Origin of the sequence: Cupriavidus sp. HMR-1 (assembly GCF_000319775.1) — a bacterium.
GTDB classification, from domain to species: Bacteria; Pseudomonadota; Gammaproteobacteria; order Burkholderiales; family Burkholderiaceae; genus Cupriavidus; species Cupriavidus metallidurans.
The window spans coordinates 18,770-32,371 of sequence record NZ_ANKP01000053.1; the positions used below are offsets into that span (position 1 = coordinate 18,770).

The window sequence follows — 13,602 nt, forward strand, 5'->3', positions numbered from 1 at the left end:
CCGGGACCTATTGCGCGTCCAGCGCCTTCAGGATCTGGTACGCCGCCCGCACGCGCTCCGGGATCGGCAGATTGCGGTTCGCCAACATCACCACGCCGATCTGACGTGCCGGGACGAACACCACATAGGCGCCGAAGCCGTTGGTGGAGCCAGTCTTATTAATCAGGACGTCGGCCCTGGGCGGCTGCGGCTGCGCCAGCCGTGCGACTTCCTTCGGCTCCAGCATCCCGGCAGCGTTACCCGTCAGCAGATCCTCTAGCGAGGTTGGCCAAGCGTACATTTCCCAGCCCAGGCCCTGGGTCATGGGGCCAACGCGGAAGTAGCCGGTGTGTGTACCGGTAACCGCCCGCTGCAACGTCGGCTCCAGCCGCGCGCCATCCATATTGGCTTCGACGAACCGAATCATGTCGGCCGCCGTGGTCTTCACGCCATAGGCTTCCGAGTCAAACACGCCGGGGTTCACGCGGATCGGCTTGCCGTCCTTGTAGCCATAGGCATAGTCGCCCATGCGGGACTGCGGCACCCGGATGAATGAGTGCTTCAGGCCCAGGCCCGGAAAGATGCGGTGCTCCATCAGGTTATCGAACGGCTCTCCCAGGCTCCGCGCGGCCAGATAACCGAACAGGCCGATGCTCGGGTTCGAGTACTGCCGATGCGTGCCAGCCGCGTACGTCGGCTTCCAGTCCTTGAAGTAGGCCAGCATCTGGGCGGAGGTGGTCACTGCATCGGGGAACTGCAACGGCAGCCCGCCTGCCGTGTACGTCCCGAGTTCCAGCAGGCTGATCGCATCGAGGCTGCTACCCGCCAGTCCGGGCAGGTACTGGCTAGCCTTGTCCGAGAGCGATATGGCGCCACGCTGCGCCGCGTACGAAGCCAGCGTCGCCGTAAACGTCTTGCTGACCGACCCGATCTCGAACAACGTGTGTTCGGTGACCGGGGTGGCGTCCGCCTTCGATGCCAGGCCGAAGTTGAAGACCTGGGACTTGCCGCGGACTGTTACGGCCACGGCCATGCCGGGTACGTCGTACTGCGCCATGACGGGTCGGACGGTATCTGCCACCAGCCGCGCCAGACGATCCTCCCCGACGGGCACACCATCACCCGCGGCATGGGCGCTGGCCGTGCAAAGCGCCAAGGCGGCGGTAACGGTTCGAAGGCGGGAGAACGCGAAAATTTTCATGGTGAAGGCAAAAAAACAATGGCGTGAAATGGTATCGGAAACTCGTACAATGGCACGGTCGCTGGCTTGCGTCGACCCATTGCCCAAAGCTGCCCATGCTCAATGGTTTGAATCTGAATCTGATCGAGATCACTGGCCTGCTCGTCGGCGGCCTGGCCCTGTTCCTGTTCGGTCTGGATCTGATGACCCGTGGTCTCAAGGCGATTGCCGGCGCGCGGCTGCAATCGCTGCTGGGCACCCTGACCGCCAACCGCTTTCGCGGCGTGCTGGCCGGCGCGGGCATCACAGCCCTGCTGAATTCCTCGACGATCACCACGGTACTGCTGGTGGGCTTTGTCTCCGCCGGGCTGATGACGCTTCAGCAATCGATCCCGGTGATCATGGGTGCCAATATTGGCTCGACGCTGACCGCGCAGATCATCGCTTTCAACATTTCGGCGATCACGCCGTTCATGCTGGCTGGCGGCTTCCTGCTGCAAGGTTTTGCCAAGCGCGAGCTGCTGCAGCAGCTTGGCGGCGTGGTACTCGGGCTCGGCCTGCTGTTCCTCGGTATCGAATTCATGGGCGATGCCACGCGCCCGCTGCGTAATTTCCAGCCGTTCATCACGGCGATGCAGGAAATGCGCAATCCGTGGATCGGCATTCTGATCGGCGCGGTCTTCACGGCCGTCGTGCAAAGCTCGGCGGCCACGCTGGCCATCGTCATCGCGCTGGGTAGCCAGGGCCTGATTCCGCTCGAATCGGGCATTGCGCTGATCCTGGGCGCCAACGTGGGCACTTGCGGCACGGCGCTGCTCGCGTCGATCGGCAAATCGGCCGAGGCGGCCCAGGTGGGCATCGTCCATCTGCTGTTCAATGTGCTCGGCGTGCTGTTCCTCGTCTTTATCATCCCGCAGTTCGCGGACTTCATCCGCGAAATCTCTCCATCCTCGCCGGAGTTGACCGGCGCCGCCCGTCTGGCCGCCGAAACCCCGCGACAGGCCGCCAACGCCCATACCGTATTCAGCGTGTTAAGCACCGCCGTGCTGATCTGGTTCACCGGACCCATCGGCAAGCTCGCCCAGCGGCTGGCGCCACCGGCGCGTGAAGGCTGGCAAGACCCTGGCCTGCCGCGATTCCTGGACGACACGCTGGCCGGGATGCCGGCGCTGGCCATCCCCCGTGTGCAACTTGAACTGGTATCGCTGGGCAAGCAGGTCCAGGAACTGGTCGAACACAGCGCCGCGCTAGTCGTGGAAGGCGATTCGCAGGAACTCGTGACGCTGACCGACCAGGACAAAGCTGCCGATTCGCTGAGCACGGCCATCCTGACCTATATCGGACACCTGTCGGACGCGGTTCACAACGATGATGAAGGCCATCAGCTTGTGGATCTGGCGCGGATCGCCACGTGCCTCGACGCCATTCGCGAGGTTGCCACCACCAGCATGCTGGCGCTGAGCCAACGACGGCTTTCGCATGGCGCGGATGCGGCATCGCTACGTAACCCGGAGTCGGCGGGCTTTGCGGCGATGGTGTCCGAATACCTGGCGCTGGCGGTGGAGACGATCGCGCATCCGGACACCGAAGTCGCCACGCGCATCGTCAATGCCAAGCCGGAAATCGAAGCGCAGGCCGGCGTCGCGCGGCAGGCCATCATGAGCGCCCTGCCACTGCGGAGCGCTGTGGACGCGATCAACTTCCGGCTTGCCAACGACATGATCGAACAGCTCAATGAAGTGGCACGGCTGTCCCGGGCCATCGCCAAGGCGAGCGGGTCACTAAACGAAGTGAAGATGTCCGACACACCTCCCGAGCCGGCAGCCGTCGGCGCGGCTGTGGCCTAGTCCCTGGCCTAGTCCCTGTCCTGATCCCGGTCTTAATCCTTGGTGAACTCGCAGAACCGCAGGCGGTTCCCGAACGGGTCGGCCACCTGCATTTCGCGGCCCCAGCCCACTACCTCCACGCCGGGCCGGGCGTATCCATACTGTTTGGCGATCAGTTCGCGCTGGAGCGTGTCGATGTCCTCTACCGGAATGAATACAGCGGACCCGGGCGTTGCATCACCATGATGCTCGCTGAGGTGCAGGGTCAGCCCGGAGCGCCTGACCTGCATGTAAAGCGGAAGATCCGGCTCGAAGCGGTGCTCCCAGTCGACCTGGAAGCCAAGGAAGTCGAGGTAGAACTCCCTGGCTTTCTCGACCGAGAAGATCCGGAGAATGGGAATGGCTGGCGAAAGTACCATGGGAGGCGCTCCATGCCGATACATTGGCGTAGCAGAGAAAGTGGCAATCATGCCACTTTCCATCGCTTTTGCACGCCGGCCTGCCGACTTTTACTGTAGTTTATGAAATACGTATAATTATTCCATCTGAATAATTCACGCTAATTCACATCACGCGCCCGATGAGCAACATCTACCAACGGCCGGAACTCGCCAAACAGATGGCCAGGCAACTCCTGCAACCCGGGGTACTGGACGAGGGCCTGCGCTCGGGCCTGTTCCTTTCCGGCCTGCGCCGCACGGGCAAGACCACGTTTTTAATCAACGACCTGATTCCCGCGCTCGAAGACCTTGGCGCGATCGTGATCTATGTGGACCTGTGGAGCGACACGCAGCGCAGCCCCGCCCGGCTGATCCTGGAAGCCGTCAAGAAAACACTGACCGAGCTGGAGTCCCCGTCTTCCACGATCCTTCGCAAGCTCAAGCGTCTGGCCAGTGCCGACATCGCCGCCTTCGGCTTCAAGTTCAGCTTCAAGCTCGACACCCTCGGCGAGGCTGGCGGCGCGACGCTGGCCCAGGCGCTGAAAGAAGTCGTCGATCAGGCCGGCGCCGATGTCGTGCTGATCGTCGACGAAGTGCAGCACGCCATCACCTCGGACGAAGGCAATCAAATGCTGCTGGCGCTCAAGGCCGCACGGGATGCCATCAATCCCCGCCCCGACACCACAGGGCATTTCCTGTTCGTGGGAACCGGCTCGCATCGCGCGCTGGTGGGCGAACTGACCGCGCGGCGCAACCAGGCTTTCGCCGGCGCCACGTCCGTCGCCTACCCGGTGCTCGACCAGGAATATATCGACTATCTGCTGGCGCGCCTGTCCTCCGAGGGCTTTACGGCCCTGCCCTCGCGCGATGTCGCCATCAAGGCGTTCCAGGCGCTTGGCCATCGGCCCGAGGAGATGATCCGGGCGTTGCGGCAATTGCATTTCCACCTGCCAGCGGACAGCAACCCCGACGAGCACCTGCCGACCATCGCCAACACGCTGCGTTCGGCGGCTGCCGACGTGGAACTGATGAAGCTCGAACAACTTGGCGGCCTGGCAACCGCGATCTTCGACCGCATTGCCACCACGCAAGGCGACGCACGGGGTTTGTTCTCGGCCGACGCGGCCGCGGCGTACTCCTTGGCAATAGGCCGGGAAGTGAAGGTCGAGGAAGCACAGCCGGTGGTCAACGAGCTGATGGCAAGCAACCTGATCATGCGCAAAGGGCACGGCCTGTACGGCATCACCGACCCGTTCGTGCAGGAGATGTGGCGCGAACGGAAGTCGCTTGAAGGAAAACTCTGACCATGCCCAAGACAAGCACGGCCGGTTATGACGAACAGGCCAGCACCCTCGTCGTCCAGTACGAAAGCATCACGTTCGAGGATGTCCATCGCGACGTGCTCCACCTGTTGCCGGCACCGCCGGCCCGCATTGTCGATGTCGGCGCGGGCACCGGGCGCGATGCCGCCGCCCTGGCACGGCGCGGCCATCACGTCGTGGCGGTGGAACCGACCGCAGAACTGCGCGAGGCTGGCCGCAAGCTGCACGCGGATGTGGATATCGACTGGCTCGATGACACCCTGCCCGCGCTGGCCAGGCTGCGCGAACGGCCGACGCGCTTTGACGTGATCATGCTGACCGCCGTGTGGATGCACCTCGATGCCGACGAACGCGCCCAGGCAATGGGTGCCGTCGACGCGCTGCTGGCCGGCCACGGCCTGGTGTTCCTGTCCCTGCGACACGGCCCGGTGCCCGCCGGCCGGCGCATGTTCGACGTATCGGCCGCCGAGACCATCGCACTGGCGGAGCCATATGGCCTGCGCAGCGCGCATTGCAGCCAGCGCAGCGGCCTGATGGATCGCACCGACGTGTATTGGACCAATCTGGTCCTGCAACGCTAAAGCCAGAGCATGGCGAGGGCCGCCCCGAAGCCCGGATATCCAGGGCGCCCCTCTCCAGACGACGGTGCTCAGGCCTCCACCGATGCCCGCTGTCGCGCGACCTCGGCCTGCGGAGCATCTGCCTGGTCCGCGTGAAGCGTGAAGTCGAAGCGGATCGACGCAAACGGCTGGTCCACGCCAAGCGCAGCCATTGCCGCCGCATCGCTCACACGCGTGATCGGCGGTACCAGCCCTTCGCGCGTGGCAAAAGCGAAGTCATCCCACAGGTACGGATCGCCATCGATGTTGATCTGCGTGGTCAGCTTGCGATGGCCTGGCGCCGAGACGAAGAAATGGATGTGCGCCGGGCGGGTGCCGTGGCGGTCGAGCTGCTTGAGCAGACGGTCCGTTGCCCCATTCGGCGGCACGCTGTAGCCCACCGGCATGATGCTGCGGAAGCGGTAGCGGCCCTCGCCATCGGTCACGATACTGCGACGCAGATTGAACGCGCTCTGCGTCGGATCGAAGTACGAGTAGTTGCCGAGTGCGTTGGCGTGCCAGACCTCGACCACGGCATTGGCCAGCGGCTGCCCCGCGCCATCCTTGACCTGCCCTTCCATCACCAGCACTTCGCCCTCGCCCGTACCGTCGTCCAGGCGCGCCTCGCCCTGCGCCACCGGCGCGCCCGCCACGTAGAGCGGGCCTTCGATCGTGCGGGGCGTGCCACCGGCGATGCCTGCCTGGCTTTCGGCCTCGTCCATGCGCAGGTCCAGAAAGTGATCGAACCCGAGCCCCGGCGCGATCAGGCCCAGCTCGCCCGAGCGACCGGCTTCTGCCAGAAAATTGAGGCCGGACCAGAATTCCTCGGGCTGGATATCCAGGTCCTCGATCATGTGGAACAGGTCGCGCACCATCCGATGCACGATGGCCGCGATGCGCGGATTGGCGTGCTGGCCGGTGGCTTCCTCGATGCGGTTCAGTACGGTGTCGATCTGGATCTTGTCCATGGTTGTCTCCTTTGTAGTGGGAATGCTTCAGAGTGAGCGGAACAGCGGACTGCGGGTGGCCTGGCTGGCGTCTGCCGCCGACAGGAACTTCTCGGTGAAGATGTCTTTCTCGAACAAGCGCCCCTGCATCAGCGCGGCGATGCACGACTCGATCATCGGCGGTGGCCCGCACAGGTAGGCCCGCCAGCCACGGAAGTCGTAGCCGAAATGACTCCCGGCGGCCTCGTGCACGTAGCCGCGCTCGCCGGCCCATGCACTGCCTTGCGCCTCGGCCGACAGCACGGGCACATAGGTGAAGTTGTCGTGCCGGGTGGCCAGCGCCTCGAAAGCATCGCGGTAATACAGTTCGTCAGCGGTCCGTGCGCCATGCACGAGCACGATCTGGCGCTGGTCGCCGGACTCCAGCAGGTCGAGGATCATCGAACGCGGGCTCGACAATCCCGACCCGCCAGCCATGAACACCAGCGGGCGCGGATCGCTCTTGCGTACGAAGAAGCGCCCGAGCGGCCCCGATAGCTGCAGGCGCTCGCCCACGGCAAGTTGCTCGTGCACGTAGGTTGTGGCGCTGCCGCCCGGCACCAGCCGGATATTCAGTTCGATCTCGCCCGCCGACGGCGCCGACGCGATCGAGAAGGCGCGCGGGGTGGCTTCCTTGCCGATCCATACGTTGACGTACTGGCCCGGCTGGAAACGCAGCGCAGCGCCCCCTTCCACACCCTCCACACGCAGGAACACGCCCTTGATGGTGGGCGTCAACGCTTCGATGCGCGTGACTTCGGCGGTGAAGTCCATCAACGGCAGGAACTGCGCGTCGGGCTCGGGATCGATGTCGGCCTCGATCGTCAGGTCGGACATCGGCGTGGCGCAGCAGGCCAGACACTTGGCCTCCTCGCGCTCGAAGTCCATCAGCGCGAACGGCGATGCTTCGCCGTGCTCGATCTCGCCGTCCACCGTCTGCACCTTGCAGGTCCCGCACAGACCATGCCCGCAGGCATGGGGCAGCCACACGCCGGCGCGCAGGCAGGCGTCAAGCACGGTCTGTCCTTCGGCAATGTCGATGGTCTGGCCGAGCGGTTCGATGGTGAGCTGATAGGTCATGGCAACCTCCTGCAGCAAGTTCAGTTGGCCGAGCCGGCGATGCCCGGCAGGCCGGGGGTACGCAGGCGCAGCAGCGACTTGTGGCCAAGCCCGTTGTCGACCAGGCTTGCGGCCGCATCCGGCGTGAATGGCGTATCGCCGCGCAACCACTGCACTTGCGCCCAGTCGATCCGGGCGCCTTCCGGGTGGGCACCCAGCAGCGGCACGATGACGTCGGAGACCAACGCGCCGAACGGCATGTCAGGCGGCAGCGGCAACGTGAATGGGCTGCAGAACAGCCGGTGCTGGTCCCAGCCGAAGTACACGAGCTGGTTGCCGTGGAAGTTTTCGATCCGGTCGCGGACCTCGCCGGTGTAGCCCGGTTCCAATGCGATGACTGGCATGATCTGGTCTCCTTGTTCACGAACGGTTATTGCCTTGCCCGGTCCAGCGCTCCCAGTTCGCGCGATCGGGCGAATCGGCGTAGTCGCCGCGATCCTCGGGCTTCAGGTGGTACCAGTCGAGCACTTCAGGCAGCGTCGGGCCGCCGCAGTTGCCCTGGAAGATCTGATGCACCGGCAGCCATGCCTGCACGTACTTCTCGGGCTCGCCCTGGAAGATGTCGCGGCAGCCGTCCGAGCAGAAGTGGTAGTGCTCGCCGTTGTGCTCCGCATGGCGATAGCAAATCTGCGTCGGGTCGTCGGGTTCGGTGAAGGCCATCGGGATCTGGCACACCTGGCACAGCATCGGCAGGCCCGGGTTGGTCCAGCGCTGTCCGGCCTCCTGTTGCTGCTTCCAGTAGTCAAAGCGCGGCCGGTAATGCGTGTCGAAGCTGTCGGGATACTTCTGCGCCAGCCAGTCCATTTCGTGCGGCTCGGGCACCCACGTGTGGATGGCCGCGGCGTGGTTGAAGTTGTAGAAGATCGACCATGCGATGTGCGACAGGTGATCCTTTTCCTTGGCGGCCTGCTCGTGATACTTCGGCATCCGGATGCCATAGCGCGCCAGATCGGCAAACAGCGCCCCGCCGTTCTGCTCGAAGTAGATCTCCCACGCCTCTTTCCAGCTCATCACGCGCTTGGGGCACATGTAGTCCATCATCATCGCCACCAGCGTCAGCAGCCGGTAGCCGCGCCAGAACCACTTGTCGATCCACTTCTGGATGATCGGTCGGTTGGCGGGGTCCTGCTCGAGCATGAACTTGACCACTTCCAGGCCCAGCGTCATGTGGCGCGACTCGTCGGACTGCGCCGAGAAGCCGAACGTCACCGTGGCCATGTCCCCGTTGTAGGCCGCGCCGGACATGAACGGCATGAACAGCAGGTTGGTCAGCACGTATTCGAACGAGAACGAGATCGCCGTGATGAACTCGAACGGCCCGGCGGTCATCGCATCCTCGAAATACGACTTCGGCACGGACAGGTACCAGAGCCGGTCGTGCAGATGGCGCCAGTCGGCAAAGCCGTTGAAGAACTTGTTGTAGTGGCTGATCGTGTGGATCTGGGTCTGGCAGTGCCGCAGTTCGTCGATCGACTGCATCTGGCACGCCACGCGCGCCCCCACGCCGCGCAGATTACGGCCCGCCATGGCGAAGCCACGGTGCGCCGCGTACTCCAGCGGCGACACCCCGGTCAGGAACAGCTTCAGCGCGTTGATGTAGCGTGCGTCGGTCACGTTGAGCTGGCCATTGTTCTGCTGGAACGCGTCGATGATCGCGTAGAGCTTGCGCTCCTTCTCGGACTGGAACTTCCAGTACGCATCCATCGTCAGGCGGAACGGGTCTTCCCAGCCGTCCCAGTCATGGATCACGATGCCTTCGAACTTGTCGTGCGGAAACACCTTGTCCATCGGCTGGTACGTGGTCTCCCAACCGAGGTCGCGGGTCAGTACCGCGTACTTCTCCTTGAGCGAGAGCTTCGGACGGGTCGCCGCGCGGGCGGCGGAGGCGATGGCAGTGGCGGTTGTCATGGTTTGTCTCCTGTCTTGGGGTTCTGGCTCAGCGCCACGCCAGCACGAACTGGTCTTCGGTTTCGTCGATGTTTCCTGCAAGGGAGATCAGGCCGAGCTGCAGCTCCTGCACGTCCCAGGGGCGGCCGATGCGCTCCTCCACGCTGGCGCGGCGGATCTCCAGCCGCCCCGGCGCGTCGATCTTGACCATCGCCGGGTAGTGGTTGACGGTGGCGTGCGGGTTGTCGGCCTCGATCGCCTCGATCACCGGGCGCATGTCGTCGTTGGTCTGGAGGGCGATGAATACGATGGCGTCGCTCATGGTTGTCTCCGTCATTGACGTGCCAGGCCCAGACCGCTCAGGCGCTTGCCCAGCGCTTCGACGGCATTGGCCAGTTCGGACTCGGCATCCTCGCCGAACAGCCGGTGCGCCAGCGGGCGCAGCGCGTGCGTGAAGCGATCGAGCCAGCCGAAGGCATACCCAGCGATGACCGCCGCGTTCTCCCGGCTTTCCTGTGCGGCCGTTTTCACGGTGGCATCGACCCAGCGCGTGGTCTCGGCGTACCAGGCGGACATGAAATCGGTCACGAGCGAAAACGCGGGCCCGGTTGCGGACATGCGGGCGTCGAACTGCTGGTAGACCAGCGGATAGATCAGGCCATCGAACACCAGGTTCTGCGCCACGTGCTGCTCGAACCAGTCATCGCGCACCAGCAGGTCCTCCGCCGCGTGCCGCAGCGGCTGCCAGGCCATGTCTTCCATCCAGGCGGCGCGGGCCTGGTCCACGGCGGCCTTGTCGCCGATCAGCAGCCCGATACGGGTCAGGTACTGCGCGATACCCAGGCGGTCCATCGTGTGATACATCGCGGCCTGCGTGATGGCCGATCCGAAACCGTAGGCGGTAATCGACGCGTTGTTCATGTTGGCCGCCCATTCGACGTGGCGCAGCGGCACCACGCCCAGCGTGAGCAGCTCGCGCACATCGTCGGGCAACCGGCTCAGCAGCCCGCGCTTATCCACGAACTCAAGGTTCTTCTCCATCGTCTCCTGCTGACGGGCGCGCGCATTGACGTAGCCGCCGTAGAAGTACTGGCGCGGGTCCTTCAGCGCATACCAGTCCTGCATCACCACGCGGGTGCGCCGGGCGTCGTACAGCTCGTACTGCGGCTGCCATAGCGGCCGGTAGTGGAAGCTCGTGACCGGCTGCAGGTCGTACATCGCCTCCTGATAGCGCGTGGCTGGCTTGTCGGCGCCGAGCCGGCGCGCGATATGCGCGAAGGTCTGCCGGATCGGGGTGACGCTGGCGTCAGTCCGGATATCGATTTGCATGGTGGTTGTCTCCTCGGATGTCGAGTGGGGGCATTTTTGGGTATCACTGCAGCAGTTCGGCCCGCTGCTCGGCGCAGAACGACTGGAACTGCTCGGGCGGCATGACCAGTTCCACGTAGATCTGTGGATCGCCGATCGAGAACTCGAACTCCACCCAGCGCTCGCTGCGCCCGGTCACGCGCACGTAGCGCGGGGCATGGTGATGCCAGTGACCTTGAAGTGCCTGTTGGGGGTGTGGCATGTCTCGCTCCTGGTGCGCCGCACATCGCGGGGCGTGTGCGTTGTCTCGTGATTTCAGGTGGGAGAGCTATAGCGAATGGCGTGCCAGGCGATGCAGACCGTTGTGGCGCAAGGGCTCGCGGCCGATCGGCCGCATTCGGGCCTGCCAACCCGCTTGATGATTTGATGAGGTGATTCAGGCGGATTTGATCAAATGATCAAATCGTCTCGCGCTGCGCTGCAGCACACGCTCCCGATGCGGGATTTCCGGGCTCCGGCAACGCCGGATGCCGTGCTAGGCTACGCAAAAACGAGGCTCGAAAGCCCGCCGGAATCTGGAGTGACGAGGATGACAACACCCCCCGCGCAGCCGCCGTTCGAACTGGCTTCGCTACTGACCATCGACGCCAAGGCCGCGCAAATCCGCCTTGGCCAGTCGCGCATGGTGCTGATGCACACCGAGGCGCTGAGCTACCTGCGCAAGGAAATCCTCGATACGCTCGGCGTGGAGCGCGGCAAGGGGCTGCTAATCCGCATGGGCTACGCGCAAGGCATGCGCGATGCCGAGATGGTCAAGCGCGAGCGCAGTGAAGAACTGGCCAGTTCGCCCAACGATGCCTTCCTTTGGGGGCCGCAGCTTCACATGCTCGAAGGCGTCACGCGCGTGGACCCGGTTCGCCTGGAGATCGACCGCGACACCGGCCACTTCTATGGCGAGTTTCTCTGGCAGGACTCATGGGAGGGCGAGGCGCCCGTGATGGAGTCCCTGCCCCGCGAGGAATCTGGCTGCTGGGTGCAGCTTGGCTACGCATCGGGCTACAGCAGCACGTTCATGGACCGGCTGGTCATCTACAAGGAAACCGAATGCGAGCGGCGCGGCGACAGCCTCTGCCGCATCGTCGGCAAGCCGGCCGAGACGTGGAACGACCCCGAGTACCTGAAGTACTTCGAACCCGACTCCGTCATCAGCGACCTGCTCACCCTGCAGCAGGAAGTCAGCACACTGCGCGAAACGCTGTGTGGCGCGAACCAGGGCAACCTGATCGGCCAGTCCCCGGCGTTCCGTGAAGCCTTCAACCTGCTTTCCGCCGCGGCAGACAGCCATATCACCGTGCTGCTGACGGGCGAGACCGGTGCGGGCAAGGAAATGTTCGCGCGCTGGCTGCACGATCACGGCCCGCGCGGCGAGCAGCCGTTCGTCGCGGTCAACTGCGCGGCGATCCCGCACGAGTTGATCGAATCCGAGCTGTTCGGCGTGGAAAAAGGCGCCTACACGGGCGCCCAGCAGTCGCGCCCCGGTCGCTTTGAACGCGCGCATGGCGGCACCCTGTTCCTCGACGAAATCGGCGACCTGCCGCCTGCCGCGCAGGTCAAGCTGCTGCGCGTGCTGCAGAACAACGAAGTGGAACGGCTCGGTGGCGTGGAGGCGCGCAAGGTCAACGTCCGCCTGATCGCCGCCACCAACGTCAATCTGGCGCAGGCGATCAAGCACGGCCAGTTTCGTGCTGACCTGTTCTACCGGATCAGCACCTATCCGATCTCGATCCCCGCCCTGCGCGAGCGCAGGGAAGACATCCCCGAACTCGCCCAGTCATTCATCCAGCGCTTCAACGCGCTGTATCAGAAGCAGGTGCGCGGCCTGACTACGCGGGCGCGCGATGCGCTGGTGCAATACCCGTGGCCCGGCAATATCCGCGAACTCGAAAACATGATCGAGCGTGGCGTCTTGCTGGCACCTGCCACCGGGATGATCGACGTCGCCCATCTGTTTGCCAGCCAGCAGGCGGTCGGCAGCGAGGAGCCCAGCCAGGATGCCGACGCGCTGATCGAAAAGCTGCTCAACCAGCAGGTGTCCCTGCCGCAAATCGAAGCCAAGCTGATGCAACTGGCGATGACGACGACGCGCGGCAACCTCTCGTCGGCGGCGCGGATGCTGGGGATCACGCGACCGCAGTTGGCGTATCGATTGAAGAAGTAGGGTTGGAACAGTTGGTCCAGCCCGCTCGACACCTGAGTTATTAAGTAGTTACCCTAGGTTTTCATATAACCAGAAAAGGGTAAGGTGTCGTCCCATGCAGACCCGACCCATCACCCTGACCGAGCGCGTCATCCAGCAATTGCGTGGCGAGATTGCCGAAGGCACGTTTCCCGTTGGCGCCCGGCTGCCGACCGGCAAGCAACTGGCCGAGCGCTATGGTGTTAGCGCCGCCGTGATTCGCGAGGTGACCGAGCATCTGCGGTCGCTTGGAATGATCGAAAGCCGCCAGGGTCTGGGCAGCACTGTGCGTTCCCGCGTCAGCGACAGCGGTTTCCGTCTGAGCGGCGGTGCCGATAGCACCGATCTGGCCGATATCTTCGAGCTGCGCCTTGATCTGGAAAGTGCCGCTGCCGCCATGGCCGCGTTGCACCGGACGGAGCAGGACATTGCCCGCATGGGCGCCCTGCTCGACGCGCTGGCGGCCCAGCTTGATGATGCCGATCACGGCGTGGAACCCGATATCCAGTTTCATATCGCCATCGCCACGGCCACGCACAACAAGTACTACCTGCAGCTACTGCAGTACATGACGCTGCAACTGCATCAGGCGGTGCGCACCGCGCGCCTGAATTCCAGCCGGCAGCCGGGCCTGCCCGAGCAGGTCCATGCCGAGCACGTGGCGATCTTCGATGCGATCCGCGCCCGCGATGCCGCGCAGGCCCGCCTGCACGCCGCCGC

General features: G+C 64.3%; 14 protein-coding genes. 5 read left to right on the top strand and 9 right to left on the bottom strand.

All coding sequences use genetic code 11. The features are described from left to right. Positions 1–7: 7 nt before the first annotated feature. Positions 8–1,180, bottom strand: coding sequence for a class C beta-lactamase (ampC, locus tag D769_RS08250; protein ID WP_040010945.1), 1,173 nt, complete (start codon positions 1,178–1,180; stop codon positions 8–10). Between the two features lie 95 nt (positions 1,181–1,275). Between ampC and D769_RS08255 the strand changes: the two genes are divergently transcribed. Further along, positions 1,276–3,006 (top strand): Na/Pi cotransporter family protein, encoded by a 1,731-nt coding sequence (locus D769_RS08255; protein WP_008643937.1) that lies wholly within the window; start codon positions 1,276–1,278, stop codon positions 3,004–3,006. 32 nt (positions 3,007–3,038) lie between these two features. Here D769_RS08255 and D769_RS08260 read toward each other — a convergent pair whose 3' ends face one another. Continuing rightward, the gene (locus D769_RS08260) at positions 3,039–3,404 is read right to left on the bottom strand and encodes a glyoxalase superfamily protein (protein ID WP_008643939.1); all 366 of its coding nucleotides are present in this window, start codon (positions 3,402–3,404) and stop codon (positions 3,039–3,041) included. Between the two features lie 161 nt (positions 3,405–3,565). On the opposite strand from D769_RS08260, the gene D769_RS08265 reads away from it, so the two are divergent. Next, a complete protein-coding gene (locus D769_RS08265; protein WP_008643942.1) occupies positions 3,566–4,729 on the top strand; it encodes an AAA family ATPase in 1,164 nt (387 codons plus the stop codon). Positions 4,730–4,731: 2 nt separating this feature from the next. Further along, positions 4,732–5,328 carry a class I SAM-dependent methyltransferase gene (locus D769_RS08270; protein WP_008643944.1) on the top strand — a complete coding sequence of 199 codons (597 nt, stop codon included), beginning with the start codon at positions 4,732–4,734 and terminating at the stop codon, positions 5,326–5,328. 68 nt (positions 5,329–5,396) lie between these two features. Here the strand turns inward: D769_RS08270 and catA are convergent, their stop codons facing one another. Genes catA through D769_RS30635 form a run of 7 tightly spaced genes read right to left on the bottom strand, consistent with a single transcriptional unit; the run spans position 5,397 to position 10,908 of the window. Then, the gene (catA, locus tag D769_RS08275) at positions 5,397–6,314 is read right to left on the bottom strand and encodes a catechol 1,2-dioxygenase (protein WP_008643946.1); all 918 of its coding nucleotides are present in this window, start codon (positions 6,312–6,314) and stop codon (positions 5,397–5,399) included. A 27-nt stretch (positions 6,315–6,341) separates the two neighbouring features. Beyond that, on the bottom strand, positions 6,342–7,412 hold the full coding sequence (locus D769_RS08280) for a phenol 2-monooxygenase domain-containing protein (protein WP_008643947.1): 1,071 nt from the start codon (positions 7,410–7,412) through the stop codon (positions 6,342–6,344). 20 nt (positions 7,413–7,432) lie between these two features. After that, positions 7,433–7,795: a phenol hydroxylase subunit P4 gene (locus D769_RS08285; RefSeq protein ID WP_008643948.1), complete on the bottom strand. Its 363-nt coding sequence runs from the start codon at positions 7,793–7,795 to the stop codon at positions 7,433–7,435. A gap of 16 nt (positions 7,796–7,811) precedes the next feature. After that, positions 7,812–9,359 (bottom strand): aromatic/alkene/methane monooxygenase hydroxylase/oxygenase subunit alpha, encoded by a 1,548-nt coding sequence (locus D769_RS08290; protein ID WP_008643949.1) that lies wholly within the window; start codon positions 9,357–9,359, stop codon positions 7,812–7,814. 28 nt (positions 9,360–9,387) lie between these two features. Continuing rightward, complete coding sequence (locus tag D769_RS08295; protein WP_008643953.1) at positions 9,388–9,660, bottom strand: MmoB/DmpM family protein; 273 nt, start codon at positions 9,658–9,660, stop codon at positions 9,388–9,390. A gap of 11 nt (positions 9,661–9,671) precedes the next feature. Continuing rightward, positions 9,672–10,667 (bottom strand): aromatic/alkene monooxygenase hydroxylase subunit beta, encoded by a 996-nt coding sequence (locus tag D769_RS08300; protein ID WP_008643954.1) that lies wholly within the window; start codon positions 10,665–10,667, stop codon positions 9,672–9,674. A gap of 43 nt (positions 10,668–10,710) precedes the next feature. Further along, complete coding sequence (locus D769_RS30635) at positions 10,711–10,908, bottom strand: phenol hydroxylase subunit (protein WP_008643955.1); 198 nt, start codon at positions 10,906–10,908, stop codon at positions 10,711–10,713. Positions 10,909–11,235: 327 nt separating this feature from the next. On the opposite strand from D769_RS30635, the gene D769_RS08310 reads away from it, so the two are divergent. Together D769_RS08310 and D769_RS08315 are read left to right on the top strand one after the other, a co-directional pair. Further along, complete coding sequence (locus D769_RS08310) at positions 11,236–12,864, top strand: sigma-54-dependent Fis family transcriptional regulator (RefSeq protein ID WP_008643956.1); 1,629 nt, start codon at positions 11,236–11,238, stop codon at positions 12,862–12,864. Positions 12,865–12,958: 94 nt separating this feature from the next. Continuing rightward, on the top strand, positions 12,959–13,602 hold a 644-nt coding region (locus D769_RS08315), incomplete at its 3' end, for an FCD domain-containing protein (RefSeq protein WP_008643957.1).

What these genes read in the sequence shown, in the direction of transcription:
- ampC (WP_040010945.1), bottom strand. Translation starts at nt 1,180, where the DNA reads ATGAAAATTTTCGCGTTCTCCCGCCTTCGAACCGTTACCGCCGCCTTG.
- D769_RS08255 (WP_008643937.1), top strand. Translation starts at nt 1,276, where the DNA reads ATGCTCAATGGTTTGAATCTGAATCTGATCGAGATCACTGGCCTGCTC.
- D769_RS08260 (WP_008643939.1), bottom strand. Translation starts at nt 3,404, where the DNA reads ATGGTACTTTCGCCAGCCATTCCCATTCTCCGGATCTTCTCGGTCGAG.
- D769_RS08265 (WP_008643942.1), top strand. Translation starts at nt 3,566, where the DNA reads ATGAGCAACATCTACCAACGGCCGGAACTCGCCAAACAGATGGCCAGG.
- D769_RS08270 (WP_008643944.1), top strand. Translation starts at nt 4,732, where the DNA reads ATGCCCAAGACAAGCACGGCCGGTTATGACGAACAGGCCAGCACCCTC.
- catA (WP_008643946.1), bottom strand. Translation starts at nt 6,314, where the DNA reads ATGGACAAGATCCAGATCGACACCGTACTGAACCGCATCGAGGAAGCC.
- D769_RS08280 (WP_008643947.1), bottom strand. Translation starts at nt 7,412, where the DNA reads ATGACCTATCAGCTCACCATCGAACCGCTCGGCCAGACCATCGACATT.
- D769_RS08285 (WP_008643948.1), bottom strand. Translation starts at nt 7,795, where the DNA reads ATGCCAGTCATCGCATTGGAACCGGGCTACACCGGCGAGGTCCGCGAC.
- D769_RS08290 (WP_008643949.1), bottom strand. Translation starts at nt 9,359, where the DNA reads ATGACAACCGCCACTGCCATCGCCTCCGCCGCCCGCGCGGCGACCCGT.
- D769_RS08295 (WP_008643953.1), bottom strand. Translation starts at nt 9,660, where the DNA reads ATGAGCGACGCCATCGTATTCATCGCCCTCCAGACCAACGACGACATG.
- D769_RS08300 (WP_008643954.1), bottom strand. Translation starts at nt 10,667, where the DNA reads ATGCAAATCGATATCCGGACTGACGCCAGCGTCACCCCGATCCGGCAG.
- D769_RS30635 (WP_008643955.1), bottom strand. Translation starts at nt 10,908, where the DNA reads ATGCCACACCCCCAACAGGCACTTCAAGGTCACTGGCATCACCATGCC.
- D769_RS08310 (WP_008643956.1), top strand. Translation starts at nt 11,236, where the DNA reads ATGACAACACCCCCCGCGCAGCCGCCGTTCGAACTGGCTTCGCTACTG.